The organism is Microvirga sp. 3-52 (assembly GCF_018383585.1).
Classification (GTDB): domain Bacteria; phylum Pseudomonadota; class Alphaproteobacteria; order Rhizobiales; family Beijerinckiaceae; genus Microvirga.
Genome location: NZ_JAHAMK010000016.1, coordinates 96502 through 121991, shown reverse-complemented (window position 1 = coordinate 121991; position 25490 = coordinate 96502). Strand labels below are relative to the sequence as shown.

The following is a 25490-nucleotide window of genomic DNA, read 5'->3' as shown; positions in this document are numbered from 1 at the left end:
AACGCCGCGCTTTTGCGTGTCGGCCCTGTTCGCCTGGGAAGCCCGCTTCACAGGCCACGCATGGCGCGGGGTGGAGCAGCCCGGTAGCTCGTCAGGCTCATAACCTGAAGGTCACAGGTTCAAATCCTGTCCCCGCAACCAAAACCACTTGGTGTCGAACCAAAAGCCCTCCAGCGCCAGCCGCGCGGAGGGCTTTTGGCTGTTCAGACACCCCCAATCCACGGCATGCCACAGACGGAATGCCCCAGGGCGCCCGCCAGGAGGCCTTCTTGCCGTTCAGAGCACATGGGCAAGGAACGCTTGATCAAGGTTCAGCCGTTGAGGACCCCTCGCGGACGATTGGGATAGGGGCGTGCAGCAGCCACCACCGCAGCAGCTCGGTTATTCACGCCGAAGTAGCGGAGAATCGCGGCCATGTGGATCTTGACGGTGCCTTCGCCGAGGTTCAGTGCGACGGCAATCTCCTTGTTCGTCTTGCCCTGTACCAGAAGATCCAGGACGTCTTTCTGACGTGACGTCAGGGAGTTGGTTGGAGCTGTGTGCTTTGCAGCCGGATCAGGAGCCTTGGAGCGCTCTTGCGTCTGACCAGATGCATTCTCCTCCTCCGGCGCAATCTCCGCCAAGCAGGGAGGCACGTAGATCCCGCCATCGAAGACGATGTTCAGCGCCTTCACCAGATCTGCGACGGGCGAACTCTTCAGGATGTATCCGTGAACACCGGCTTCCAAGGCGGAAAGAATATCCTGACGAGCGCGCGATGGCGAGATCAGGACGATGCGGGTCTTGGGAAAGTATTCACGCAACGCGCGTAGGTTCGTCGGCGTTTCGCTCCCTGACATCGAAGAAACAAACAGAGCAATCTCAATCTGCTCAGCCTCGCCGAGATACTCCAGCGCCTCGTCGAAAGACTCGACTTCTACGATCTCGGAGAAGCCGAAGTGCCGCGTCAGGATCGCAGACGCTGCCACTCGAAAGTAACCGTCATCATCGGCAATCAAACCAACGCGCGTCCGAACACTCATTGAGCCTGCCTCTCAAGCCAGATCATGCGATGTCATTCTATTTACAACGCTCACGCCACGTCACGGAGGATCCATCCAGGGCTACGGCAGCCTCTCTCAAATTCCTTATCCGGATCAAGAAAGGGGATCCGGACCCGAAACCCTGTTACGGCAATGGCATCGTCCGGATCTATCCGTGAGCAAGTGAATCCCTCCTTATAAGCGGCCGCGTTGGTACCACTGAGTACGTCACCTTAACTCTACTTGGTGCTTCACTTAAGCATCCTCCTATGGTGGATCAACAGCGGAAGCGTTCCAGAGCATTCCGACGGAACGTTCGAGGCCGCGGCGTGTGTGGAAGCGCACCATTCCCGCGCATGGTCGGTCATCCGCTCTGCGCAACTCCCGGTTCCGATGCGACTGGTCCGGATGCGCCTCCGAGACCCTGCTCCCGATATGCGGGAGCTGGCGAGAACCGGGGCATTCATGAAACTCTAGATCGGTCGCGCAATCCGGCGCTCCAACGAGCAATGAAGGCTGGAACTAGGCTCTTCGGCATATGTCGGACGATCTATGCCGAGTGGCTGAATAAACAAAGTACAAAGAAGAGGTTAAGAATCCTCTCATGTCCAGTGTGGAGTATGCGTATGAGTATTCGCTTGTCAGACGCTGCAAGTTGTATGTGCTCTTTTCAAAAGAAGCCTCTCACAGGCCACGAACAGAAGAATTATACTGGTTAATTCTACTGACGTGATGCCTCCCTCGCAAATCAAGTAAAAGACGTGCTCGGAGGCCGCACCTCTCCGGCGCAACGCTGGAAGAGGCGATAGAGGGGCCACTCCCGATCCTGATCGACAAGCAGGCTTGCTCCGGTCCGCGGCAGAAACAGTTGATATCCATGACGATTGATCCCAGTAGGCTATCCAGCACGGCGACCCTGACATTCGCCGAAGAATTCAACAGCTTCGACACTTGGAACGGAAAAAGCGGACTGGATACCCGCCCTGGTTTCGCGATGGCATCGTGGGCCGATCACGGCTTCGCTTGGTCGGGAGCGAGCGACACGTGGTACTTGCAGCCCGGCACCTACGAACGCGACGCCGGCAAGACCTTCAACGTTCAAGATGGCATACTGACGATATCCGCCCAACGGTCGGACGTTCCTTATCGCGATCCGAAGGGCTCATACAAATATACGTCGGGCGTCGTCACGACATACCATGAGTTCTCGCAGCTCTACGGCTATTTCGAGATCCGCGCTCAAGTCAGCAATGCGGCCGGAACGCTGCCAGCCTTCTGGTTGCTCCCCACCGACAATTCATGGCCGCCGGAACTCGACGTCATGGAGATCCTCGGCTCAGATCCGAAGACCCTGTACACGACGGTTCACAGTCAGGTCGATGGTGAAACAAAGATTGACGACACCCATCGTCAGACGTCCGCCGAGACCCCGATTTCCGACGCATCTGTGAGCTTTCACACCTACGGGGTCGATTGGCAGGCGGACAGGATCACGTGGTACGTCGACGGGGTCAAGGTTGCCCAAGTCGCCACGCCGAGCGACATGCACAAGCCCATGTACATGATCGCGAATCTGAATGTCGGCGGGGATTGGGAAGGTCGGCCTGCTGACGACCAGAGTTTCTCTGCCTCGTTCAAGATCGATTACATCAGAGCATACACAGTAAAGCCGGGTACGGCGCCCGATCTCCCCCAGCCTCCCTTTCCAGACCGGCCGGATGTAACGGTCGAGTCCTCGCTTGACAAAGTCCTCGTGGGGACGAGCGCAAGAAACACGCTTGCTGGCCAAGGTGGCGACGACACGATCAATGGCAAGAGCAATCGTGACGTCCTGGTCGGTGGTGCGGGAAGCGATACCTTTGTCTTCGACACGAAGCTGGCTACGTCCAACACAGACACGATCAAGGACTTCAAGGCTAAGGATGACGCCATTTGGCTTGACAAGTATCTCTTCAAATCCAACAAGTCGTTCTACAAGAGCCTGAAGAAAGCCTCGGAGGACAATCCAATCAAGCTCGGCAAAGCGTTCTTCGTTTCCGGAGAGAAGGCGAAGGACGGGAATGACTATCTCGTATACAACAAGAAGTCAGGGATCCTCTCTTACGACAAGAATGGCTCGGAAGCAGGCGGGTTCGTTGAGATTGCCAAATTCAGCAACAAAGCTGCCGTAAGCCACCTGGACATCTTTATCATCTAGCTCATCCAAGCACGGTTCGCGGGTCCGAGCCCCGGTCGATGACTGAGTGCTCGATGTGATAGGCCCCCGGTACGCACCGGAGGTCTATCGAACTCAGATAATATAGAAATCCTTGTAGCTTATCGCCGGATGTTTCTCCAACCGTGCGAACTCGACCGCGGCTCGTGAACCAGATCCATCCGCATCATAGGATAGGACGCCGGATTTCTTGTTGTAGATGATGTGGTCGTTTGCGTCCTTGGCTTTCGATCCAGTTACAAAGAAGTCCTTGTTCAGGAGCTTCGGGGCCGTGTGAGAACCGGCACCAAGCTTCTTGAACACGGCATTGTCGAGCTGGATCCTGTCCTGCTTGGCGTTGAAGTCGGTTATCGTATCGAAGTTGACGCTGCGATCCGTCTTGGAATTGCCGAGTTTCGTATCGAACCGGAACGCATCCTTGCCAACACCTCCGGTCAGATGGTCGTTGCCTCCACCGCCGCCAATGGTATCTCTGCCGGACGCGCCAATGATGGTGTTTGCGAATGAGTTGCCGGTCAGCCTGACCGACGCTGGCCCCGTCGCTGTGAGAACTTCGATTTCCGCCTTCGATGCAAACCTGAAACTCGTGCTTGTCTTGACCGTATCGTGCCCCATGCCGACAGCTTCGATGACAACGTCGGAAGTCTCATCGACAATGTAGGTGTCGTTGCCCGAGCCGCCATCCATCCAATCGATTCCAGAGCCTCCGTCCAGGGTGTCGTCTCCGCCCTGACCGTAGAGCTGGTCACGGCCATCGCCCCCGCTGAGGTAATCGGTGGAATTGTCGTCCAGCGCAAAGCCGCCAGCCACACCTTCCCAGACACGGGCGCCGATGGCAGTATCGGTGATCCCAGAGTAATTGACAGTGATTGAGAACGAGTAGGGTATCGTCGCACCGCTGCCGCCATAGATGATGTCGTCACCTGCGCCGCCAGCGATGGCATCCGCTCCATAGCCGCCCCAGAGGATGTCATTGCCGTAGCCGCCGTCGATCAGATCGTCGTCACCGCGTGCATTGATGAAATCATCCCCACCGCCTCCGAAAATGGTGTCGGCGCCCCAGGACAGGATCCAGTCCCCGCCGCCGTCCTCCGTGTACAAGGCGTCATCGCCGATGATCAGGTTGTTCCCGCCAGTGTCATCGATGTAGTCCCTGCCGAGTCCTCCTCTGAGCAGGTCGAAGCCCAGCCACGCTGATATGTAATCGTCGCCTGGACCGGCCGTGACGATGACATCGCCGGATGATCGGGTCACGAACTCTTCGTGTCGTGCCAGCAGCCCGAGAAAGCTTTGAGCGGTGTTCGTTGTCGTCATCGGTGCCTCTGGGAAACATTGCCTTGAGGCCGCAATGGCACAGTTGATGATCGAACGCTAGAAGGCGGCTCCGCAACGTCACCTCATAGCTACAGGTATAGACCTGATGGCATAAGTCTAAAGAGCTAGTCAGGCAGAGGCTTTCGGCTTGAAGCGGGCTGGGAGCGTGTCAGGAGAAAACTTGTGGACAGGAAGTCGGCGGCTTGTCGTTAGCGATGCTTCGAGCCCCGCTGCTTGAACGAAAAGAGCGCCGAGGCAATGATCGCCAAAAGGCTGCCGCCTAGCGGGGCGCACGCAAATGCAACAAATGCTCCATAATTCCAAAGACTTGCGATCGTTATGATTCCGCCCGCGATCGCGGCTGTAACCAATATAACCATGTCCGTTCCTGCACGCGGAGATGCTCCGGCATTCGAAGGCCTGTTCCGGACATCAGCACCATTGTACTCCGATCCTCGGCTCTTCCAAATTAATCCGATTGGCCTAGATCGCGCCTGTCAAAGTTGTGGGAATTTGGAGGTATATAGGCCAAAAGGCATAGAAACTCGTTGATGGCCGAAGCAATTTCATGATTAACGTTCCGTAAATGGTACGGGGGCTTTGTTTCAATGTTTCATTCGACGGAATACAAGGGGCGCCCGGACGCGGACAGTCATTCGATATACGTCAGCGCCGGGCTGCGCGAGCGGGCCCCGCGACGCCCTGGTCGTGTCCACTCGCCTGTGTCGAAGATGCAGCCACTTGCATGCGGTGTAGAGGGAGAGGTCATTGCTTTTCCTGCGAGTGAAGAGAAGTCCGTGACATCCTATGCTGCGCAACAGCGGAGGATTGGCTTGGCGAGCATCGCTAAGCGCATCATGGACATCGTAGGTGCCGCAGTCGCGTTGATCCTGCTCGCGCCGCTCATGATCCTGACTGCTCTTGCAATCAAGATCGAGACCCGCGGTCCGATCTTCTTCCGTCAGACCCGTACGGGGCTCAATCAGCAGCCGTTCCAGATCTGGAAGTTTCGCTCGATGCATTCCGCACTTGCGGATTATGGCGGAGCGCAGCAGACCAGCGTCAACGATACGCGCGTGACGCGGGTCGGCAGGATCATCAGAAGACTGAGCATCGATGAACTCCCGCAGCTCTTCAATGTCCTCCAGGGCGACATGGCACTCGTCGGCCCCCGTCCCCATGCATTGGACACGAAGGTCGTTGGAAAGGGGCTGGAGGTCGCTGTGCCGACCTACCCGCTGCGCCATCGTGTCAAGCCAGGATTGACGGGTTGGGCACAGGTGAACGGTCTCAGAGGCGAACTCGATGAGCTCTGGAAAGCCGAACGGCGCGTCGCCTATGATCTCGACTATATCGAGAATTGGTCCCTGGCCCTCGACATTCGAATCCTCATTACGACCGTCTGCCTGGTTCTTCATGATCCAGCGGCCTATTGATCCGCTCAGCTGTTGAGCAATGCATAGATATTGATGATCGGCGACTTGGGATTCCAGGTCAGAAAATATTGAAACATTTCGATGACTAAACTCTCTGCCATCTTTCTCGTGACACATTCCTCGCCGGGCGGCGTCCAGGAGCTCTGGGCGGACTTGGCAGAAGGATTCCGGGCGCGGGGCATCGATGCTCGCCTGATTGCGCTTTATCCGCATGGCCAGGCGGGTCATGCAGCCCGCTCTGCTCTGCCCTGGGAGTATGTTGTTCCGCAAAAGCCAAAGTCGATCCGCGGCATCTTCGGTCTCATCCGATCTCTGGTGCGTCTCATCAGCAGCCAGCCGCCGCGCGCCATGTTTACGGCCATGCCAGCTGCCAACGTCTTGGCGCCTGTGGCGGCAAAGCTGGCGGGCACGTCGACCCATGTCGTGATCTCGCACCATTCGCAGGTGAGCACATACAACCGTCTCCTGAATCTTGCCGACCACTGGACAGGATCGTTGCGCAGCGTTCGATCGGTTGTGAGTGTATCGAGGACGGTGAGCGATTCGCTCGGCGACAAACCCCCTGGCTACCAGCGCAAGCGTCTGACGATTCATAATGCTTTGCCCCCTCGGATCGAACGGCACCTGGAGGCTCTCGCGGCCGCTGAGGACAGGTCCGAAGCGAGGAAGCGGAAGGTCGTTGCGATCGGCCGGCTCTCGCCGCAGAAGAACTACCCCGTGCTTCTGCGCGCGGCCGCTCTCATGCCCAATGTCGAGGTGCATATCATCGGCTCCGGTCCGGATGAGGAGGCGCTGAAATCGCTCGCGGCAGAGCTCAAGGTCACAGATCGGGTCTTCTTCGTCGGCCATCGCTCCCGCGAAGAGGCGCTCACATTGCTGGCCGATGCTGACGTCTTCGTCCAGCCCAGCCTGTTTGAGGGGCACAGTCTTGCTCTGATCGAGGCGGCGAAGCTGCAGCTTCCACTCGTCGTGTCGGACGTGCCGAGCCAGGTCGAAGGAGTAACAGCACCCGACGGCACCAGTTGCGGAATCGTGGTCAATGCACATGATGAAAAGGAACTGGCGGTGGAAATTGAGCGCCTCCTTGATGATCCGTCTCGGTACAGGACCTGGAGCAGACTGAGCGGCCGGCTTGGAGCCAGTGCAACCTTCGAGACAATGCTGGAAGCATACCAGAAGGTGGGAGAGGGGCTGTGACCACGACGCTGTGCCGAAGCACTCCTGCGGAGAACTCTTCGTCCGCGTCTCGACATTCTCTCTACGCCGCAAGCCGTTCGGACTCGAACGCATAGAAGCTGCAAAACGCTGCGGGTCGTCTCCGTGGCTCTCCCGCACTCCTTTCCATCTACCAAAGGCCCGCCTCACCTCCATGACCATCTCTCGAACTGCATTCCAAGGCATGTCAGTGCCCTATGCTGGCAGCTTCAGAAGCGCATCCTTCGATGCAGAAGCGTCGCAGCCGCGCCTCGCCCTTGCGGTAACCGCAATGTTTGCGCTGCTGCTGCTGGTGGCACTCGGCCCTTACGCGTCCGCCGACACGGTGCCCTCCGCAGGAGGCGGAAGCCTCCTGCGCCAGCTGAGTTATGGCATGGTCTTCATTGCTGCCGTGACGGCCATACGGGTCACGCATTATCCTCGACGTCTGCTGGCCATACCCGTCGGCGTGGCACTGACGCTCGGCTGGTGCTGGTTCAGCCTGACATGGGCGCTTGATCCGAGTGCCGCCGTGCGGCGCATCACGCTGACGACGCTGGTCATATGGACTATATTCATAGCCGTTCAGCAGCTGGGATACCAAAAGACGGTCAGCGTAATGCGTCGTGCGCTGCTTCTCGTTCTGATCGCCAATTATTGCGCCGTCATAACCTGGCCCAGCTTCGGCATCCATCAAGTCGCGCAGTTTGGAGATCCAGGGCTCGTCGGCAATTGGCGTGGCATCCTGATGCAAAAGAACTTCGCAGGCGCTATCTGTGCGTTTACCATCATCGCGTACGCATTCGATGCGCGAGGCATTCGTCCGATCCTGCGCTGGGCCGTCATCGCTGCGACCGCCTACTTCCTCTACATGACGAGTTCCAAGACTTCGATCCGTTTGACAGCGCTCGCCTTGGGGGCCGGCTATCTATATTCATTATATAATCCTCGTTACCTGCTGCCGCTGATCTGCGGCACCACGATGCTGAGCATCGTCCTCCTGGCACTTGGAGTGAGCTACTGGGAAGAACTGCTCGCACCGTTCGAGCGCCAGGAAGCCCTGACGGGACGAGGCGGCATCTGGTCGGTTCTGTTGTCCTATGCGAAGGACCACTGGCTGCTCGGCGCCGGTTATGGATCCTTCTGGAACATCGGTCCTGTTGGACCAGTCTATCGGTATGCCAACGACTGGGTCGTCGAGGTCGGCAACGGCCACAATGGATATCTCGACCTGCTCGTTCAGATCGGGGTGCCTGGCCTTATGCTCGCCATCGCGACCCTGATCGTGTGGCCGATCCTGAAGCTGGCGGCAGGAACGGCTACGCGGACGCGCGGCTCCATGCTCATGGCGTTCATGCTTTTCTGCGCCGGGCATAATATGACGGAAAGCAGTCTTCTGGACCGGGACAGCATTGTTCAAGTTTTCCTCGTCTTGACTATCGCTCTGATCGGGATGGAAACATCCCCACAGCCCGAATCTCCATCGCTGTCGCACGAGGTTCGTCATGGCTGAGGCACTGAACCTCGAAGTCAGGCACACTGACCTTCGCGGCCTTGCGCCGAGGATCGTTCGCTATGCGCTGGCGACAATCGGCCCTGTGGGAGCGGCCGGGACACAGTTCGTCTTGTCGCTCCAGCTGCTGCATCTTCTATCGCCGGCTTCGTTCGGGAGCTTCTCCTTCCTCCTCGTCATATCCCAGTTCAGTACAGGTCTCTGGAGCGCACTCTTCTGCGCCCCTCTGCCTATTGTGATGGCGCAGGACGAGAAAAGCGGCCAAGGACTGGTCAGCAGCCTTTTCGCCGTCAACCTGGTCCTTTCGTTGCTGGCATTCGGCGCATTCCTCATCCTGGGAGTGAGTCTGAAGGTGCCCGTCGCCGCAGCGGCACTGTTCGCAGGATACGCAGCCGTTGCGCTATTGCGCTGGGTTGCTCGTGCTCACGCCTATGCCTTAGGAGCGGGCCATCGGACTGTTGCCTCCGACCTCGTTTACAGCGCCGGGTTGCTGATAGGAATCGGGCTGGTTTCCATCCTCGGCGCGCACTCGCCGGATCTGCCGTATGGGGCGCTGCTGATCAGCGCTGCCATAAGCCTGCTGCCATTCGGGCGGCAATACTTTCTCACGCAGTTCGTTCGCGTCCGATTGTATCAGCTGCCGCGCTACGTCCATGTCTGGCGGCAGCATTCACGCTGGTCTCTCGTCGGCGTCATCACGACAGAGGCCACCGTCAACGCTCATGCCTATATCGTGACGCTGATCAGCGGTCCGCTGGCGTTTGCCCCGATCGCTGCCAGTGCCTTGATCATTCGTCCCATAAGCGTTGTGATAAACGCCCTGACCGAGTTCGAGCGTCCTCAAATGGCGCGGCAGATCGCGCGGAGAGATACCGCTTCAGTTCAACGCTCCGCTGGCACGTTCCTTCTTGTGCTGATTTTGACATGGGCGATGACCGTCGCGGCTGCTGTGCTGCTCATGGCGTATGATCCGGGAGCGATCTTTCCGAGCCATTATTCGCAGGCCTCGCTGGCTTTGGGCATGACCCTCTGGCTGGCCGTAATCCTCATGAGAATCCTGCGGACGCCTGACAGTGTCCTGCTTCAGGCAGCAGGAATGTTTCGATGGCTGGCTCATGCAAGCATCATCTCGTCAGTCGTATCGGTCGCCGCGGTAACCATGCTGCTCGTCCTAGGCGGCCCCCTGTGGTCCCTTGGAGGCGTATTGCTGGGTGAAGCCATATTCGCCGCTTGGACTTGGTACCAGGCAAGACGTTGGCGCGCGGCGGCTCGAGCGGTTCCTTCCCTCATGAGTAACGAGACACAGACATGATAGTGACGATTGGGATGAAGGCTTTCAACGAAGAGAAGCACATCGCCGCCGCTCTCTCGAGCGCGATCAAAGCGGTTCAACCCTTTGGCGGGGACGTTGTTCTCGCAGACAGCGGCTCGACCGATCGGACTATCGAAATCGCCAGGAATTTCCCTGTTCGGATTGTTCAGCTGGCGAATCCGTCCGAGCGCTCTTGCGGAGCGGGCGCTCAACTCGCCTTCCAGCATGCACGAGGGAAATACTTCTATCTCATGGACGGTGATATGGTCATCGATCCTGGCTTCTTTCCCGCGGCCATCGCCTTCCTTGACGCTCATCCCGAGATTGCCGGGGTTGGCGGTGAAGTTCGGGACGTGAACGTCTCCAATCAAGAGTTCGAGATTCGCGCGAACGAGATGCTCAAAGACAAGGCTTGGCGCCCTGGCATCGTCGATCGGTTGGATTGCGGCGGTCTCTACCGGGTGTCCGCTCTGCAGGAGATCGGCTATTTCGCGGATCGCAACCTGCATGCATTCGAGGAGTTCGACCTCGCTGCCCGGCTTCAGAGCCGGGGCTGGAAGCTGGCTCGTATCGATCGGCTCGCTGTGGAACACTACGGCCACCGAACCGACGGATATAAGTTGCTCTGGCGTCGGATCAGGACCGGCTATTCCGGTGGAGCAGGCGAGGTTCTAAGAGGAGCCGTCGGGCGTGATCATCTGCCGATCGTTCTGCGCAGGCTCGGCCATGTTCGCAATGGGCTCGCCGTGATGGCTTGGTGGGCGATGTTGCTTGTCTTGCCCTTCCTGGCGCTGTCAGGGCCCGCAAAGGCAGGATTGTTCCTGGTACTCCTGCTCGGACCGGTGGCGGCGCTTGCCGTTAGACGGTCATCACTCAATCTGGGCTTCTACTCGTTCGTCAGCTGGAATGCTCTTGCCCTGGGACTGGTGACGGGGTTCTTCCGGAAACGTGTTTCACCTGAGCAACCGCTGGCAGCCTTGATCCTGTCCAGTCCCGATGAACTCAAATCGCCGGCTTGATCCGCCGCATTTCCAGCAGGACCTGCGGGTCGACGGTACCGAGTAAAAGCCAGGACCTCGACCGTCCGACAGCCTTCGAATTCGATGCGAAACGTTACGTTAATGCCATTCCGCCCCCTTTGGCGAGGCTCGATGGCCGAAAGGTAGTTGTGAGATGAACATACATCATAAGGATCTTCTCGCTTCGTCGCGGGATGCTTGGGACGATGCGCCCCAAGTCTCGCCGAAGCATCTTCTCACCCTTGCCTGGAAGTGGAAGGGGACGTTGCTGGCTTCGTTCGTCGCCAGCAATGTGGCGGCTTGGGCAATATTCACCTCGATCACCCCGACATACGAAACGTCGTCATTCCTGATCGCACAGGCTGACCGTCGGCCGCAGATCGGGGACAGCAGCCAGAGCCAGTCCATTCTGCGCCAGGATCAGTTCCTGAACACGCAGGCGGAGATCATTCAGAGTGAGACTGTCCTCCGTGACTCGATCAAGCAGCTCGGAGCGGAAAGATTGTACGGTGCTTCCGAACCGCCGACGAGCGTGGTCGACCTGCTCACCGTAGCGAGCAATGCCGTAAACACCTGGCTCAAGACGTCGGAGAGGCCGAAGAGCCCGGCGGATCAGGCCTATGAGAGAGCGGCGAAGTCGATCTCCGTGAGGGTTGAGCCTCTGACAGATCTCATCCGCATCTCGTTTCGGCACCGGGACCCGAAGGTGGCTGCGGAGTTCGTGCAACAGGTCGTGAACAGCTTTCTGTCCAGGCAATCGCAACTGGCCGCGAGTTCCAGCGCCATGAAGTTCGTCGAAACACGGAAGCAGCGTTACAGTGGAGAGTTCGAGCGCGCCTCCGCGGAACTGAGCGATTACAGCCGCCGTAATGCAGTCTTCTCGATTGATAAGCAGAGGGATCTTCTCCTGAGCCAGCGCAGCAACCTGCTCACGTCTCTGGCTTCGACTCGAGGACAGATCTCCGAGAAGGAGGCCCAGGTCCGGGAGCTGGCCAAACAGCTGACGACCTTGAAGCTGACCAACATATCGCCTCAGATTGCAGCGCTTGCCAAGGAATCCCAGTCCTCGCGCGGGCAGGGCGACCAGAAGGACGCTACCTCCGACGTCAAGAACAGCGATCCACCATTGCTGCTGGTGCGTGTCTATCAGGATACGGTCCAGATGCTGGTTCGGACCAATGTTGATCTGGCAGGCCTGAACTCGCTGAGCGTGAGGCAGCAGGCTGAATTGGAAACGATCGGACGTGATCTGGAGAACCTCTCCGCCAAGGAAACTGAGTATTTGCGGCTGAAGCAGAACCTGGATGTTGCAAGTCACAGTTCCGAGCTGTTCGCGCGAAAGGCCGTTGAGCAGGAAGTGGACGCGGCTGCATTGAGTGCCCAGCAGTTCTCGAGGCTTCAAGTCGCACAGGAGGCCACCGTTCCTACGCGACCGAGTTCTCCGAAAGCCATCGTCTATTTGGCCGTGGGCGTCCTTGCCGGGTTGTTTTCGATCAGCGCGGTAATGCTGCTTCTGACGAGCCTCTCTACTCGCCGTCGAGTGGGGCTGGGCAATCACAGCGCGGAACTGATGCGGCGCGGTGGCGGCATGAGAGGCGCTGCGTAGTCAGATACGCAGAATAGGGGACCAGCCGGGATGCGGGAGCCGCATGTCACCCGGCATGGTTGCGGGACGATGATCGAGGGGCGATCCTGATGCATGAAGAAGGTTTGTTTTCGGAAAGGGCATATTCCCTGAAAGCTCCTCGCGCCGAACAGGTGAGGATGGAGGTTTTCGGCGTGCCGGTCGATGCCTATGCGAGCTTGGGTTCGTTCATATCGATGGTTCGGCTGAAGATCCGGTCCGGGGAGACATTCCTGACGACGTTCGTCAATCCAAGCTCGATCAAGCTGGCACGGCACAATCCCTCATTTGCGCAAGCGCTGGATCGTTTCGACGCCGTACTGCCCGATGGTGTCGGGGTTTCCCGTGCAATCGAGAAGCTTCAGAAGCGCGAGGCCTGCCGGATCAGTTTCGACAGCACGTCTGCGGCCCTGCCCATTTTCGAGCTTGCCAGCGATCTTGATCTCGGTGTCGCACTTGTCGGCGGGGGCGAGGGGGTTGCTGCACGGGCCGCATCTCAGCTTCAGCGTCACTTCCCGAAGCTGCGCATCGTTGCAGCGATGAGCGGCTATGGCGATCTTGAGGCGAAAAGAGAACACCTGTTGAGGGCCAACCCAGGCATCGTCGTGTGTGGAATGGGAAGCATCGCCCAAGAGGACTTCCTGATCTCGCTTGCTGATCAGGGATGGCGGGGGTGCGGCTTCACCTGTGGCGGGTATCTCGACCAACTCGATGGTGGATTGCAGTATTACCCGGGATGGGTGGACAGCCTCAACATACGGTTTGCGTATCGGATCTTCCGAGAGCCCCACCGGTTGTGGCGGCGCTATCTCGTCGACTACCGGGAGTTCTGTATTCTTTACCTCAAGGCGGCGCTGTTCGGGCTCCCCTCTCCGGCCACCTCTCTGGAGGACGGTGGAGGGCGGGAAAGCAAACCGGTTTGATCTTGTTGCAAGCATGCTGAACCGCTTGCCCCTTTGAGGATCAACCGGCACGGTTGCCGCAGGCTTACCAACCGGGCCGTTGGATTTTGCTCACTTGAACGGGTTCTTTTGGAACGTGGAGTTCGGCATGCTGAAAGGTGGGAAATCGATCGGCGTCCGAGCATGGGCGCTTGCTGTCCTTGGTCTTGCCTTCGGCAGCCTGCTTGCCGTCCTCATCCGTCTAGAGCCGACCAAGCCGGACGTTCTCGCCTCTTCGATCCAAGAGGTCGAGACGGTCCCACAGGCGAGCGCCGCCGCGGGAGGGGAGACTTATGCGTGGAAGCGCGTCGCCGTCGGGGGAGGCGGCTTCATCACAGGATATGACTCCGATCCGGCCGGAAGGACACGTGTGGTGCGCGCCGACGTGTACGGCGCTTATATCTGGCGTTCCGATCTGGATCGCTGGGTACAACTGGTCACCAGTTCGACAATGCCCGCGGAGTACCGCTCACAGAACGGGATGAACGAAGGCGTATTTGAGATCGTCACCTCGCCAACAAGGCCCGACCGGATCTATATGGCCGCCAAGGGCTGGGTGTTTCGATCCGACAATCAGGGCCGCAGCTTCGTTGATGCCTCCCGTTCGCTACCGACTCCTCTGATCTTTGACCCTAATAGCGACTTTCGGAATTTCGGGCCCTACATGGCGGTCAGTCCTGCGGATCCGGACCATATCCTGTTCGGAACACCCAATGACGGTTTATGGCGCTCGACCGATGCCGGCGAGACATGGGGCAGGGTCCCGTCGGTGCCCGCCTCCGCCGATCTTCAGCCGGAACCTGGCGTGCAGAGCCCAGGAACCATCATCTGGTTCGAGCCACGCGAAGGGCACCCGACCAAGCGAATCTGGGCCATGTCCCCGGGTCACGGCGTGTATGTATCGAGTGACAACGGGGACAGCTTCGAACCGCTTGTAGGGACCGGCGAGCCTCAACCCAGGCTCATCACTCAAGGGGCTTTCGCTCCCGACGGAACATTCTTCGCAGTCGATCGGGAAAGCCGCAGCTTGTGGCGGTTTCGAACCGGAACATGGACGAATCTGACGGAGCATTCCTGGACTTTGACGGGACGCTTCGTTGCCGTCGCGGTCAATCCGGCAACGTCGGACATCTTCGTTTTCGACGAGGGCGGTCGTGTCTACCGCTCGAGCAACGGCGGTGAGAACTGGTGGCCGCTGCTGCATCACTCCCGGGTCGGTGAGGGAGATCCGCCCTGGCTGCGCGTGAGCAACACGTCCTATTTCGCGATGGGCAGGGTTCAGTTCGATCCGGTGACGCCGAACCGTCTGTGGGTCGGGGCGGGAACGGGTGTCTACTATGCCGACATCCCGGAGAGTGTATTCTCGATCACCTGGATCAGCCAAGCCCGCGGCATCGAGGAACTCGTCGCCAACGACGTCATTCAACCACGTGGGCGCTCGCCCCTATTCGCCGCTCTGGATTTCGGCATCCACGTCAAGGATGATCTCGACGCGTACTCGACAACCTACGGTCCTAAGGAGCGTGTTCTGATTGCAGCTCAGCAACTCGCCTGGAGCCCATCGAATCCTGATTTCGTCGTCACGAATGCTTCGGACACCCGCACGTTCTGCTGCTCGCAGGATGGCGATGCGGTTCTTGCCGGGTACAGCCTTGATGGCGGGCGCAGCTGGGTGAAGTTTGCAAGCCTCCCACAGCCGCCTGGAACAAAGGTTGATGATCCGTGGCGGATGTCATTCGGAACGATCGCCGTCTCGTCGGGCGACATCGACAACATCATCTGGGCATCTTCCTTCAACCGATCTCCCTATTATACGACCGACAGGGGCAAAACCTGGACCCGGGTCGCGTTGACGGGTGAACGACTGCCCGCGACGGGCTCGCACTCGAGCTTCTACATGCAGCGCAAGACGCTGGCGGCCGACAGGGTTCAAACAGGAGTCTTCTATCTCGTCCATAGTGGCGAGGCCGACAACGCGGGTCTCACAGGCCTGTGGCGCACGCGTGACGGCGGTGCTCATTGGGAGCATGCCTTCATGGGCGAGATCGCCCCGCAAAGTCAGTATGCAGCCAAGTTGCGTGCCGTGCCTGGTCATGAGGGACATCTCTTCTTCACCTCCGGGGTCGCCGAAGGATCCGACACCTCACTCAGGCGCAGCCGCGACGGAGGCAGCTCATGGAGCATCGTCCACGGAATCGATCACGTGGACGATGTCGCTTTCGGAAAACCCGCGCCGGGCTCGCCTTATCCAGCGATCTTCATCTCAGGGAGGGTGCTTGGCCACTATGGCGTCTGGCGCTCGACCGACGATGCCGTGACATGGAAGCGTGTTGGAACTTTTCCGCTGGGATCCCTTGATCAGGTGACTGTCCTCGGAGCCGACCCGGATCGGTTCGGTCGGGTCTATCTCGGCTATAAAGGATCCGGCTGGATCTACGGGGAGCCCGCGCGTTGCACGGTCGCTCCCCATCAATTTCCGAACGAGACGGAATGTGTCGGGGTGGATTGAGGTTTCGCCGGCAAATTTCGTCTATGCAGGTCTCGCAAGTTCCATCCCGGCCTGCTTCTGCCAACCGTTCAGGACACCACGCGGGCGGTTTGGGTAGGGGCGGGCGCCGGCAACGGCCGCCGCCGCTCGGGTGTTCACGCCGAAATAGCGAAAGATCGCCGCCATGTGGATCTTTACGGTTCCTTCGACAAGCTTGAGGGCGAGCGCGATTTCCTTGTTGGTCTTTCCCTGGACGAGAAGATCGAGAACCTCCCGCTGCCGTGCTGTCAGTAGGTGCACCGGGGCGGTGTGATGGGCGGTCTGCTGAGGGGGGGACACTTCGCTCCACTGTCGAACCGGCTCAGTCGGCTCGGGTGAAAGATCCGCAAGGCATGGAGGCACGTACACTCCGCCTTCGAGAATGGTCGCTAGGCCCTTCACCAGTTCTGCGACGGGGAGGTTCTTCAACATATATCCATGCACGCCTGCCTCTAAGGCCAGGAGGATGTCGCGCCGTGACGCCGACATGGAAACGGCAGCAATGCGTACGCTCGGGAAGGATTCCCGCATGGAGCGAAGATTGGTCGGAGTTTGCGCCCCTTGCATCGATAGGTCCAGCAGAGCGGCTCCGATTTGACAGTTCTCAGTCAACTGCTCCAACGCCTCGTCGAGTGACGACGCCTCCACGATCTCTGTGAAGCCGAAGTGTTGGGTGAGTATTGCAGACGCAGCAACACGGAAATATGAGTCCTTATCGGCAATGAGCCCCACGCGGCTGCCCGTACTCATTGTGATATGCCCCAGAATTTTCATCGTTGCCGTTACTTTATGGCGCCTCGATTAATTTTCTGTATTCGTCGAAAACCAATTCGTTGCAGGCAGTCATTCTTACGCTTTGATTTTAGATAACATTTCATTATTGTCAGGTGCTGTCGTTTATCGAAGCAGAATTACTTCAATCCTCGGTTTCATTCACCCTCATAGACAGAAGGGCACTCAACGGATCCAAAATCACGGCTGTCGGTTGTGCTCTGAGATCCCAATCGCGAGTGATGCTGACTGCTTATGGAGATCGTGTCCGCCTTCCAGGTCCTGTCCTCCGGCGACGACGAGAAGCCGGGTGCCTATGCGGTGTTTCCCTACGACCGTGACCTGGTGCGGCGGTTCCGCGACAGCTTTCCGCGGGCACGCTGGCGGGTCGGGGAGGAGCGGTGGTTCGTTCCGGGAACCACGGCCGTGCAGCGGCTCAACGCCTGGATGGCGCAGGAGCTGGAGACCCTCGATCGGCATGCGGACGCCAAGGGGCGGGACGCCTTCGTCTTCGAGCCGCTCGAAAGCCGCTATCTGACGGTCGCAGACGATCTGCAGGTGCGCACCCCCTATTCGCGGACCATCGTGGAGGCTCTGCGGTCGATCCCCTGGGCCCATTGGGATTCCGAGGAAAGAATCTGGCGGGTGCCCTTCCGCTCCTACGAGGAATTGAAGTCGCGCTGGACCGAAATCGAGGGCGCGGCGCGCCGCAACGAACCGGAGGCCCGCAGGAAGCGTCGGGAGGAGCAGAAGGCGCAAGCCCCGGAAGAGGCAAGTCGGATCCAGGCGGAGCGGCGCCGCAGCCGCTATCCCGTAACGGGCGGTGACCCGCCGCCTCTGGGGTTTCCGGTGTCGACGATCCGGTGGGGTGTCGTGGTGTTCGAGGCCGTCGACCTGGACCCCATCGATGAACCGTCGGCAGCGGCGCTTTACGCTCACGTGCAGGGTGACCCTTCACGCTATGTATGGGCTCACTGGCGGATGCCCACGCTGCAGGAAATCTACCGCACCAAGCCGGTGCAGGCCGAGGAGGTTCCGGAGGCCCGGTTCGCTCGAGGCTGGTGGTGGGCGAGCCGCGACGAACTGCGGGAGCGGGCACGAAAGCTGCGCGAGGTGGAGCGGGCCCAGCGCTCCCGGGAGCTGACACGGAAGGCGTCGGTCGGGCTTTGAGAAGCCACCCGTGCGCAAGTACAAAAAATCCGGGCATGAAGCCCGGATTCTGAAAGCATGGAATTGAACCGTCTTTTAGAACGGAATGTCGTCGTCGAAATCGCTGTGCCGGGAACCGCCGGCCGGCTCGGGCCTGCGTTCCATCGGTGACGATCGTCCGAAATCTCCGCCTCGGGCGATCTGTCCCGGCTCCTCGTCGCCGTACTCCGCCGCGCCGCCGCCCTGGCGGCTGTCCAGGATCGTCAGCTCGCCGCGGAAGCGCTGCAGCACCACCNGACGATCGTCCGAAATCTCCGCCTCGGGCGATCTGTCCCGGCTCCTCGTCGCCGTACTCCGCCGCGCCGCCGCCCTGGCGGCTGTCCAGGATCGTCAGCTCGCCGCGGAAGCGCTGCAGCACCACCTCGGTGGAATACTTCTCCTGGCCGGATTGATCGGTCCATTTGCGCGTCTGCAGCTGGCCCTCCACGTACACCTTCGAGCCCTTCTTCAGGTACTGCTCCGCCACCCGGGCCAGGTTCTCGTTGAAGATCACCACCGAGTGCCACTCGGTCTTCTCCTTGCGCTCGCCCGTGCCCTTGTCCTTCCAGGTCTCCGACGTGGCAAGGCGCAGGTTCACCACCGGCTCCCCGTTCGACAGACGCCGAACCTCCGGGTCCCGCCCCAGATTCCCAACCAATATCACCTTGTTCACACTGCCTGCCATNTGCCCTTGTCCTTCCAGGTCTCCGACGTGGCAAGGCGCAGGTTCACCACCGGCTCCCCGTTCGACAGACGCCGAACCTCCGGGTCCCGCCCCAGATTCCCAACCAATATCACCTTGTTCACACTGCCTGCCATGACAGCCTCTCCAATTCATCTCTCCTGAACGGCTGAAGCATCAGGGATGCCACACGTTTTCAGGTCGGTTGCACATTCCTGCCCGGTGAGTGGCATCACCTATTGTTCTATATTTGTTCCACGTGAAACACAAGAGGGGAGGCGGCAGAGGATCTGGCATCGCGAGCCCGCCGGTACGCCGGCATCTCTCCAGTTGCGAAGGGAAATCCCATGGCCTGTAATGCCGGAGCCCGAGCCTCAGGAGCCTGCCCTTGACCGACACGATCTTGGACGAAGCGGCTGTTGCCGCGGCATGGGACCGAAACGCGGAATTCTGGACCCAGGACGTCCGGAGCGGGTTCGATCTGTACCGTGAGCTCTATACGCTTCCCGCCTTCCTCAGCTTCATGCCTCCCATTGTAGGAAAGCGCGTCATCGATCTGGGGTGCGGCGAGGGCTCCAATACCCGTCGTTTTGCGCGGCTGGGTGGCTCGATGACGGGTCTTGATCTCTCACCTGAGATGATCAGGCGCGCGCGACAGGAGGAGAACAAGGAGCCTCTTGGGATCGCCTATGAGATCGGTTCCTTCGCTGAACTCTCGCCCTTCGCCGAGGAGGAGTTCGATTGCGCCTTGTCCACCATGGCGCTCATGGACGGACCGGACCTGCCGGCCGCGTTGCGGGCCACGTCGCGTGTGCTCAAGCCCGGCGGGACCTTGTGCTTCAGCATTCTGCATCCCTGCTTCATCACCCCGGCCGTTCAGTGGCTGACCGACGAAGCAGGCGCTCATCTCGGCCTTCGTGTTGGGCGCTATTTCGAACGAGCGCCCTTTGTCGATTACTGGCGCTTCCGCAGACGGCTGGAGAGGGGTGAATCGCAGGCCTGCGGGGAGCCCTTCGAGGTGCCGCGCTTTCCGCGAACTCTCTCGGATTACATCAACGCCGTTGTCGACGCGGGCTTTCGCATCATGAGGGTGGAGGAGCCCCGACCAAGCGACGAGATGGCACGGAACCACGAGTGGCTGAACCGCTGGTACCAGCATGCTCCGCTCGTCCTGTTCGTCTCGGCTGTCAAGGCATGAGCGTCATGAGCGTGCGGGCATGAAAAAAGCGGTGACCAGGTCACCGCTGTCGAGTGGTCTGGTTTACTCCGCCGCCTGGAGATAGACGACCCGCGATTGCTCGCCCTGAACCTCGCGCAGGGTGCGCGCCATATAGTTCAGTTGCTCGATGGCCTTGTTGAGGTCGAGCTTGGTGCCCTCCTCGAGATCGTAGGCCTGGCGCCCCCGATAGAGCCGGTTGACCTGGCTCTCCATCTCGGCGGCAGCCTCGCGGATGCGGTGGACGAGGTTATCGGCAATGACATTGGCGTTGTCATCGACAACGCAGAAGCCGACATCGCTTGCGCGGACCTTAGCCATGGGGTGATACCTCTTCTTGTTGTTTCGTCTTCAGGCAACGGCCCGCTGTGCATGCTCTGCGTAAACGCCGAGCCGGCGAGCCAGGGAATGTTTCGTCACGGGTCCCACCCAGGGCAGCGTCGCGAGAAAGCGCAGCTTGTCGGGACTCGCGTTGTACTCGTCGAACAGGCGCTCACGCTCGCTCCAGATCCTATCGATCGCCTCGGCCTTCGCGGGATGGCGGAACCCGATGCGAACCGTCGATCCCAGGCTGAGCGCGCGCATGCAGCGCTCGAAGGTGCGGCGCCCGACGCTCGGCGTCACGCTCGCATGGCAGACCGCCTCGATGACATGCTGCGCAAACTCATCGGGCATTACGGGAGATGTCGTCTCCGCTCCGGAGATATCTCCCTGAAAAGCATTCGCGCCATAACGCATCGCCTCTTCGAGTCCGAAGCTCGACATTCATCTCACCGTATGTTCCAGGCGGCCTGCAGCAGCCGAACGAGCTTTGTCCCTGTCTTGCGAATCCGGCGCTGCGCCCGCCATGGAAGGTCGGCTTCGCGCGCGAGGCTCGGGTGTTCGGGACGGTTACGCGGGTTCTTCAGAAACGGGCGCGCGCCCGTTTGAGGGCGTATGCGCCAGACATCGCCTGGGCTCCGAAAACCTTGACCATTCAACGGTTTCTCTGAAGAGCGCGGCTCGATTAAAATGGGGTTTGAGCCCTGCGGATGCAAGGTCCGTGGGATGAGCGGAACGGGGTTTGACCTCCGTTTGGCCTCCCTGGCAACCTTCGGCCAGGGCGAGATCTCGCAGCGCGCCATCCTGAAGGTTTGCGCCAGCTCCGCGCCTGTCGTGACCCCATAGACGGATGCCGCACAGGAGAAGGCTTCGGAGAAGGGCTGCATGGCACACCAGCTCTTCTCGGCCATGTGCAGCGGCCATGTCCACAGGCCGTCCTCCCGGCGCTGGCCGAGGCTCTCGCGGTCGATGAAATACCCGGTTCGCTTGTGCTCCAGTCCGCTTTCGATCACGAGCCATTCCTCGTTCTCGAAGATCGGGCGTTCGTCCGTCATGACGGTCATTGCAGGATCCTTTGCGGCGGTGAGGCGCAGCTGCCCTAATGGCGTCACATCCACGACGCATACAGAGGATGCGAACAAACCAAGAACATACTCCCGGCGGCCGCTGTGTCAAGCAAAGTCCGCAGTTTGGGACTGTAATCTTGGAGTAACCGATACTATGTGGAGGGTCCGGTGCCAGGATTGAAGAGATTGCGCTTGAACCCGCCGAAAAAGAGGCAAAGTCGTTGCGGCGAAATATCGCTGACGATACCTGAAGCTAGGCCATTTCATCGCAGCGGATTCGACACGCCATGACCAACCTGACCCGCCTTGAAACAGACCAGCTCCGGCGCTTGGAAGAGATGCGCAAGACCTTCGACAAGCTTCGGGCGGAGCGGATCCGCGCCGAGGGCGAGGTCGAACGCCTGACGCGCGAACTCGAAGAGGCGAGGGCACTGGCCTTGTCGGAACTGGGTACGGACGACGAGGGACGGATCCAGGCCCTGATCGAGCAGGCGCAGGCTAAGAATGCCAAGCTTGCCGACGAATTCGGCGCGTCGCTGCGCGAGGTCGAAACGCGTCTCAAGCAGCTTGGAGACGAGCGTTGACAGGGCATTCCATCGATCATGACGTCGCGCGCACGCAAGCGTCGCTTGCGCGCCTGGAGGGGCGGCGCGATGCCCTGCAGGTACGACGCGAGGAGCTGACGCGCGCGATCGAGCTCGCCAAAGGGCGCCTTGCCGTCAAGGACGAGGTGGAGGCCTTCATCGAAGCGGTACACGGCTCTGCCAGCCGCCGCAGCCTGTCTGCGTTCGAAACCCTTTTGACCGCATTGGTGCAGGAGGTTCTGCCGGGTGAGAAGCCTGTGGCCCTGGATCTCTCGACCGAGCGCGGTCTGGCCTCTCTTGACATCTGCGTGCGCCGTCAGGACGGCACGCTCGAGGACGTGCTGGAGGACAATGGCGGCGCGCTGACCAATGTGGTCGGCATGGCGCTGCGGCTGATCGCGGTGGTCAAGGCGGATGTCGCCCGGTTCCTCGCTCTCGACGAGGCGGATTGCTGGATCGCGCCGGATCGCGTCTCGTCCTTCTACAGGGTGCTGGAGGACGGCGCGGCGCGTCTTGGCGTGCAGTGCCTCGCCGTTTCGCACCACGACCTGTCCCAGTTCTCCGGCAAGTTCCACATCGCCCGCATTGCCGGTGAGCCTGTCTCCGGCGTCGACGTGCAGTCCTCCGACACCAGCGCCGCATGGGACGACGGACAACCGGGATTGCGCTTCATCCGCCTCGTCAATGTGCAGGCCTACAAGGACGCGACGCTTCCCTTGAGCCCGGGGGTGAATGCGCTGATCGGCCCGAACAACCGCGGCAAGTCCACTTTCATCCGGGCCTTGCGCGCCGTGTTCTATGGCGAGGCCCGCGACAGCCTCGTGCGGGCGGGCGCAAAGGCGGCCGGCATCGAGATCGGCGTTGCCGGCCGCCGGGTCTTGCGCTTCACGCGCCAGCCCCGCCGATCGCCCGTCAACATCTGGTCCCTGCACGAAGCGGACGGCTCCATCGTCGAGGAACAGGGCATGCGCTACGAGACAGGCGGGCGCACCGTGCCGGATTGGGTTACCGACCTCATCCGCATCCGCAAGGTGGAAGACCTCGACGTCCACATCGCGCATCAGAAGTTTCCCGTGTTCCTTCTCGGCGAGACGGCGTCCCGCCGCTCCGCCGTTCTGTCGATCGGTCAGGAGGCGGGCTACATCCGCGACATGCTCGTCATTCATCGCGAACGCTGCCGGCGGGACAACGATCTCGTGCGCAACGGCGAGCGGGAACTGATCGCGCTCGGCGAGACCCTTGAAGGGCTGAAGGATCTCGATGCTCTCAAGGACAAGCTGTCGACCATCCGCAGCCTGGGGGACAATCTCAAGGACACCTCGGCCCACCTGCAGAGACTGCAGCAGCGCGCGTCGCAGCTCGCCGATCTCACGCGCCGCTTGGAGAGGGCACAGGCGCGGGCCGCGATCACGGCAAAGCTACTCGAGGGCGAGCAGCTGACCCGGCTCACGCGCATGGTGGAGCGCTCCCGCGAGCGCGAGCGGCTGGGAGAACGCGTTGTCGGGCTCAGTCGCGGCCTTGCCCGGAGTAAGGCGCGGCTTGCGGCGCTGGAGAGCCTGCCTGCGGCTCTTCCAGCCCTTGAAAACATCGCGTCGGCACAAAACATCCTGAAGCGCATGAACGATCTTCGCTCTGCGGCTCTGATCGCGCAGAGCCGGATCGCACAGGTCGACGGTGGACTGACCTCCCTCCAGGCTGAAATGGCGCGCCTCGTCGAGGAGACAGGTGGGCTATGCCCCACCTGCGGCTCGCCGGTGAAGCCCGAGACCCTGCTGGACCATCACGCCCATTCCTCTCTTACCTCCACGCCGTCGGAGCGGCTGACCGCATGATCCTGTCCGGAGATCGTCTTCCCCCGATCGCCTGCAACGGTGTCCTCGTGATCGGGGATCCGCATGTGGGCTCAAGGCGCCCGGGACGGCGCAAGGATGTCGTCTGGCCGCAGGCCGTGCTCGGCAAGCTGGAGCGCTGTGTCGCTATAGCCAACGAGCGACAGCTTGCCGTCGTGATCCTGGGCGACCTGTTCGATCGGCCGGTCGAGACCGACGTGGCGCTCAAGAACCAGCTCGTCCGCGTTCTGAAGGGCTTCCGCCATCGTCCGATCGTCAATGTGGGCAATCACGACATCCAGCATACGACGCTCACGGACAGCGACTCGCTGGCGCTGCTGGGTTTGTGCGATGTGGTCGACGTGGTCGCCACGTCGGCGCCCGTGACCGAATTCCAGATCGGTGCGCGGCGGATCGGCGTCGGCATGACACCCTACGGTCAGGCGATTCCGACCGATGCGCGCGGCTCCTTCACGGGTGTCGATCTCCACGCATGGTTCACGCACCACGACATCGCCTTCGATGGCGGCTATCCGGGAGCGGTGCCGCCGTTTGCGGTCGAGGGATGCGATGTGCTCGTCAACGGCCACATCCACAAGACCCAGAAATCCGTTCTCGCCGGGCGGACGCGCTGGATGAATCCCGGCAATATCACCCGCCAGTCAGTCGATCTCGTGGATCATGTTCCCCGCGCCTGGATTCTGGATGGCAGCGGCGCGCTGGAGCCGCAGGCTCTGCCGTTCGAGAGCAATGTCTTCGATCTCACGGGACGCGTGGTCGACGCGGCCGACGGCGATGCTGTCGCCCGGCAGGTCGAGAGCGCTTTCGTCACGCTGCTGCAGGCTGAATCCTCGACCGAACTGAAGCGGAGCGGCGACGGGTCCATCATCCGAGACGAGATCGAAGCCAAGTTCACCGACGACGACACGTCGGAAGCCGTGCGCGCCATCGTTCGCTCGCTCCTCAGCGAGGCGGTGGAGCGCCACGCCGCCCAGTCTTAAAACGCGAACGGATCCGCGTAGGGCAGGCGGCGCCGTCGCACCTGCGTTTCCGGCAGGATCGGACGGCTGATGTCGACCGCGATCAGCCCCTCGCAGGCCAGCGCCAGAACGGCCGCCACGCCGTCCTGCGTGTTCATGACCGCACTGGCGCAGTCCACCAGCCGCATGGTGCCCATCTCGTCGAGCTGATGCAGGACCCGCACCCGATCTCCCGCGGTCACGGGAGTGCGCTTGCAGGCCAGGATGAGGCGCATGGTCGTGAATCGCGGCTCGGCCCGGATGCTGGCGGCCGTTTCGATCAGGAACGGGCGGCCATCCGATGAGGTGATGCCATGGATCGCCGCGGCACGCAGGGGATGCTTCAGCAGGTCGTCGTCGGTCACCACGTCGACCAGATAGGCGCCGCCATCCTTCACGATCTCGAAATCCGCCACGTGTGCGACGGTTTCGTCCCCAACGGCGAACTCGGCCGGGTCCGCCGGCGCGCGCAGGGACTCCACCTCCGCATCAAGCTCGCAGAGCGCCAGGTAGTCGGCGATCAGGGCATTGCGCGTGAGGGGCGCGGACGGACGCCTCTGGGTCCGGCGGGTTCCCGGGCGCCGGGTGGGACGCCGGTCCGAAAGGTCGAGGAGCGCTTGCGCGGACATCGGGGCCTCCAGCTAGGCTTTCAAAGGGATGGGCGGGCCGCTGGGCATCCCGGCAGCTCTTGAGCAC

General features: G+C 60.6%; 22 protein-coding genes, 1 tRNA gene and 2 pseudogenes. 15 read left to right on the top strand and 10 right to left on the bottom strand.

All coding sequences use genetic code 11. The features are described 5' to 3' along the window. The first annotated feature begins 64 nt into the window (after positions 1 to 64). Positions 65 to 141 (top strand) — tRNA-Met (locus tag KHP60_RS14165). A gap of 170 nt (positions 142 to 311) precedes the next feature. On the opposite strand, the gene KHP60_RS14160 is transcribed toward KHP60_RS14165, so the two are convergent. Next, the gene (locus KHP60_RS14160; RefSeq protein WP_213564966.1) at positions 312 to 1022 is read right to left on the bottom strand and encodes a response regulator transcription factor; all 711 of its coding nucleotides are present in this window, start codon (positions 1020 to 1022) and stop codon (positions 312 to 314) included. Positions 1023 to 1899: 877 nt separating this feature from the next. Between KHP60_RS14160 and KHP60_RS14155 the strand changes: the two genes are divergently transcribed. Next, the gene (locus tag KHP60_RS14155; protein WP_213564965.1) at positions 1900 to 3219 is read left to right on the top strand and encodes a family 16 glycosylhydrolase; all 1320 of its coding nucleotides are present in this window, start codon (positions 1900 to 1902) and stop codon (positions 3217 to 3219) included. A 93-nt stretch (positions 3220 to 3312) separates the two neighbouring features. On the opposite strand, the gene KHP60_RS14150 is transcribed toward KHP60_RS14155, so the two are convergent. Then, on the bottom strand, positions 3313 to 4551 hold the full coding sequence (locus tag KHP60_RS14150; RefSeq protein ID WP_213564964.1) for a calcium-binding protein: 1239 nt from the start codon (positions 4549 to 4551) through the stop codon (positions 3313 to 3315). 833 nt (positions 4552 to 5384) lie between these two features. Here KHP60_RS14150 and KHP60_RS14145 point away from each other — a divergent pair. From KHP60_RS14145 to KHP60_RS14110, 8 genes are all read left to right on the top strand, one after another. After that, positions 5385 to 5987: an exopolysaccharide biosynthesis polyprenyl glycosylphosphotransferase gene (locus tag KHP60_RS14145; protein ID WP_249688773.1), complete on the top strand. Its 603-nt coding sequence runs from the start codon at positions 5385 to 5387 to the stop codon at positions 5985 to 5987. 81 nt (positions 5988 to 6068) lie between these two features. Then, entirely contained in the window at positions 6069 to 7184 is a 1116-nt protein-coding gene (locus tag KHP60_RS14140) for a glycosyltransferase family 4 protein (RefSeq protein WP_213564962.1), read from the top strand. Between the two features lie 202 nt (positions 7185 to 7386). Beyond that, a complete protein-coding gene (locus KHP60_RS14135) occupies positions 7387 to 8694 on the top strand; it encodes an O-antigen ligase (RefSeq protein ID WP_213564961.1) in 1308 nt (435 codons plus the stop codon). Then, positions 8687 to 10006, top strand: coding sequence for a hypothetical protein (locus tag KHP60_RS14130; protein WP_213564960.1), 1320 nt, complete (start codon positions 8687 to 8689; stop codon positions 10004 to 10006). The genes KHP60_RS14135 and KHP60_RS14130 overlap by 8 nt, the downstream gene beginning before the upstream one ends. Then, positions 10003 to 11025: a glycosyltransferase family 2 protein gene (locus tag KHP60_RS14125; protein ID WP_213564959.1), complete on the top strand. Its 1023-nt coding sequence runs from the start codon at positions 10003 to 10005 to the stop codon at positions 11023 to 11025. Before KHP60_RS14130 ends, KHP60_RS14125 begins: the two co-directional genes overlap by 4 nt. A 154-nt stretch (positions 11026 to 11179) precedes the next feature. Continuing rightward, the gene (locus tag KHP60_RS14120) at positions 11180 to 12631 is read left to right on the top strand and encodes a hypothetical protein (RefSeq protein WP_213564958.1); all 1452 of its coding nucleotides are present in this window, start codon (positions 11180 to 11182) and stop codon (positions 12629 to 12631) included. Between the two features lie 89 nt (positions 12632 to 12720). Beyond that, the gene (locus KHP60_RS14115) at positions 12721 to 13572 is read left to right on the top strand and encodes a WecB/TagA/CpsF family glycosyltransferase (protein ID WP_213564957.1); all 852 of its coding nucleotides are present in this window, start codon (positions 12721 to 12723) and stop codon (positions 13570 to 13572) included. Positions 13573 to 13699: 127 nt separating this feature from the next. Next, entirely contained in the window at positions 13700 to 16099 is a 2400-nt protein-coding gene (locus KHP60_RS14110) for a sialidase family protein (protein ID WP_213564956.1), read from the top strand. A gap of 21 nt (positions 16100 to 16120) precedes the next feature. On the opposite strand, the gene KHP60_RS14105 is transcribed toward KHP60_RS14110, so the two are convergent. After that, positions 16121 to 16867 (bottom strand): response regulator transcription factor, encoded by a 747-nt coding sequence (locus KHP60_RS14105; RefSeq protein ID WP_213564955.1) that lies wholly within the window; start codon positions 16865 to 16867, stop codon positions 16121 to 16123. Positions 16868 to 17143: 276 nt separating this feature from the next. Here KHP60_RS14105 and KHP60_RS14100 point away from each other — a divergent pair, with 276 nt between their 5' ends. Next, the gene (locus KHP60_RS14100; protein WP_213564954.1) at positions 17144 to 18058 is read left to right on the top strand and encodes a hypothetical protein; all 915 of its coding nucleotides are present in this window, start codon (positions 17144 to 17146) and stop codon (positions 18056 to 18058) included. Positions 18059 to 18133: 75 nt separating this feature from the next. Here the strand turns inward: KHP60_RS14100 and KHP60_RS14095 are convergent, their stop codons facing one another. The 3 genes and pseudogenes from KHP60_RS14095 to KHP60_RS14085 form a co-directional block, all read right to left on the bottom strand. After that, a complete protein-coding gene (locus KHP60_RS14095) occupies positions 18134 to 18331 on the bottom strand; it encodes a hypothetical protein (protein WP_409366287.1) in 198 nt (65 codons plus the stop codon). A 10-nt stretch (positions 18332 to 18341) separates the two neighbouring features. Continuing rightward, positions 18342 to 18761 (bottom strand): annotated as a pseudogene (gene ssb, locus KHP60_RS14090) (single-stranded DNA-binding protein); the annotation flags it as partial. A 17-nt stretch (positions 18762 to 18778) separates the two neighbouring features. Further along, a pseudogene (locus tag KHP60_RS14085) lies at positions 18779 to 18895 on the bottom strand (single-stranded DNA-binding protein); the annotation flags it as partial. Between the two features lie 251 nt (positions 18896 to 19146). Here KHP60_RS14085 and KHP60_RS14080 point away from each other — a divergent pair. Further along, complete coding sequence (locus tag KHP60_RS14080) at positions 19147 to 19956, top strand: class I SAM-dependent methyltransferase (protein ID WP_213564952.1); 810 nt, start codon at positions 19147 to 19149, stop codon at positions 19954 to 19956. 63 nt (positions 19957 to 20019) lie between these two features. Here the strand turns inward: KHP60_RS14080 and KHP60_RS14075 are convergent, their stop codons facing one another. From KHP60_RS14075 to KHP60_RS14065, 3 genes are all read right to left on the bottom strand, one after another. Further along, on the bottom strand, positions 20020 to 20295 hold the full coding sequence (locus tag KHP60_RS14075; RefSeq protein ID WP_213564951.1) for a hypothetical protein: 276 nt from the start codon (positions 20293 to 20295) through the stop codon (positions 20020 to 20022). Between the two features lie 30 nt (positions 20296 to 20325). Further along, on the bottom strand, positions 20326 to 20649 hold the full coding sequence (locus KHP60_RS14070; RefSeq protein WP_213564950.1) for a hypothetical protein: 324 nt from the start codon (positions 20647 to 20649) through the stop codon (positions 20326 to 20328). Between the two features lie 95 nt (positions 20650 to 20744). After that, positions 20745 to 21359, bottom strand: a complete 615-nt coding sequence (locus tag KHP60_RS14065) for a hypothetical protein (protein ID WP_213564949.1) — start codon at positions 21357 to 21359, stop codon at positions 20745 to 20747. Between the two features lie 290 nt (positions 21360 to 21649). On the opposite strand from KHP60_RS14065, the gene KHP60_RS14060 reads away from it, so the two are divergent. From KHP60_RS14060 to KHP60_RS14050, 3 genes are read left to right on the top strand one after another with little or no spacing between them, the layout of a single operon-like run. Then, complete coding sequence (locus KHP60_RS14060) at positions 21650 to 21946, top strand: hypothetical protein (RefSeq protein WP_213564948.1); 297 nt, start codon at positions 21650 to 21652, stop codon at positions 21944 to 21946. After that, positions 21943 to 23778, top strand: coding sequence for an AAA family ATPase (locus tag KHP60_RS14055; protein ID WP_213564947.1), 1836 nt, complete (start codon positions 21943 to 21945; stop codon positions 23776 to 23778). Before KHP60_RS14060 ends, KHP60_RS14055 begins: the two co-directional genes overlap by 4 nt. Further along, positions 23775 to 24776, top strand: a complete 1002-nt coding sequence (locus KHP60_RS14050; RefSeq protein ID WP_213564946.1) for a metallophosphoesterase — start codon at positions 23775 to 23777, stop codon at positions 24774 to 24776. Before KHP60_RS14055 ends, KHP60_RS14050 begins: the two co-directional genes overlap by 4 nt. On the opposite strand, the gene KHP60_RS14045 is transcribed toward KHP60_RS14050, so the two are convergent. Next, complete coding sequence (locus KHP60_RS14045) at positions 24773 to 25423, bottom strand: hypothetical protein (RefSeq protein ID WP_213564945.1); 651 nt, start codon at positions 25421 to 25423, stop codon at positions 24773 to 24775. The genes KHP60_RS14050 and KHP60_RS14045 overlap by 4 nt on opposite strands. Positions 25424 to 25490: the final 67 nt, after the last annotated feature.

What these genes read in the sequence shown, in the direction of transcription:
- KHP60_RS14065 (WP_213564949.1), bottom strand. Translation starts at nt 21,359, where the DNA reads ATGACCGTCATGACGGACGAACGCCCGATCTTCGAGAACGAGGAATGG.
- KHP60_RS14045 (WP_213564945.1), bottom strand. Translation starts at nt 25,423, where the DNA reads ATGTCCGCGCAAGCGCTCCTCGACCTTTCGGACCGGCGTCCCACCCGG.
- KHP60_RS14115 (WP_213564957.1), top strand. Translation starts at nt 12,721, where the DNA reads ATGCATGAAGAAGGTTTGTTTTCGGAAAGGGCATATTCCCTGAAAGCT.
- KHP60_RS14140 (WP_213564962.1), top strand. Translation starts at nt 6,069, where the DNA reads ATGACTAAACTCTCTGCCATCTTTCTCGTGACACATTCCTCGCCGGGC.
- KHP60_RS14135 (WP_213564961.1), top strand. Translation starts at nt 7,387, where the DNA reads ATGTCAGTGCCCTATGCTGGCAGCTTCAGAAGCGCATCCTTCGATGCA.
- KHP60_RS14125 (WP_213564959.1), top strand. Translation starts at nt 10,003, where the DNA reads ATGATAGTGACGATTGGGATGAAGGCTTTCAACGAAGAGAAGCACATC.
- KHP60_RS14130 (WP_213564960.1), top strand. Translation starts at nt 8,687, where the DNA reads ATGGCTGAGGCACTGAACCTCGAAGTCAGGCACACTGACCTTCGCGGC.
- KHP60_RS14155 (WP_213564965.1), top strand. Translation starts at nt 1,900, where the DNA reads ATGACGATTGATCCCAGTAGGCTATCCAGCACGGCGACCCTGACATTC.
- KHP60_RS14105 (WP_213564955.1), bottom strand. Translation starts at nt 16,867, where the DNA reads ATGAGTACGGGCAGCCGCGTGGGGCTCATTGCCGATAAGGACTCATAT.
- KHP60_RS14120 (WP_213564958.1), top strand. Translation starts at nt 11,180, where the DNA reads ATGAACATACATCATAAGGATCTTCTCGCTTCGTCGCGGGATGCTTGG.
- KHP60_RS14160 (WP_213564966.1), bottom strand. Translation starts at nt 1,022, where the DNA reads ATGAGTGTTCGGACGCGCGTTGGTTTGATTGCCGATGATGACGGTTAC.
- KHP60_RS14070 (WP_213564950.1), bottom strand. Translation starts at nt 20,649, where the DNA reads ATGCCCGATGAGTTTGCGCAGCATGTCATCGAGGCGGTCTGCCATGCG.
- KHP60_RS14110 (WP_213564956.1), top strand. Translation starts at nt 13,700, where the DNA reads ATGCTGAAAGGTGGGAAATCGATCGGCGTCCGAGCATGGGCGCTTGCT.
- KHP60_RS14050 (WP_213564946.1), top strand. Translation starts at nt 23,775, where the DNA reads ATGATCCTGTCCGGAGATCGTCTTCCCCCGATCGCCTGCAACGGTGTC.
- KHP60_RS14100 (WP_213564954.1), top strand. Translation starts at nt 17,144, where the DNA reads ATGGAGATCGTGTCCGCCTTCCAGGTCCTGTCCTCCGGCGACGACGAG.
- KHP60_RS14060 (WP_213564948.1), top strand. Translation starts at nt 21,650, where the DNA reads ATGACCAACCTGACCCGCCTTGAAACAGACCAGCTCCGGCGCTTGGAA.
- KHP60_RS14150 (WP_213564964.1), bottom strand. Translation starts at nt 4,551, where the DNA reads ATGACGACAACGAACACCGCTCAAAGCTTTCTCGGGCTGCTGGCACGA.
- KHP60_RS14075 (WP_213564951.1), bottom strand. Translation starts at nt 20,295, where the DNA reads ATGGCTAAGGTCCGCGCAAGCGATGTCGGCTTCTGCGTTGTCGATGAC.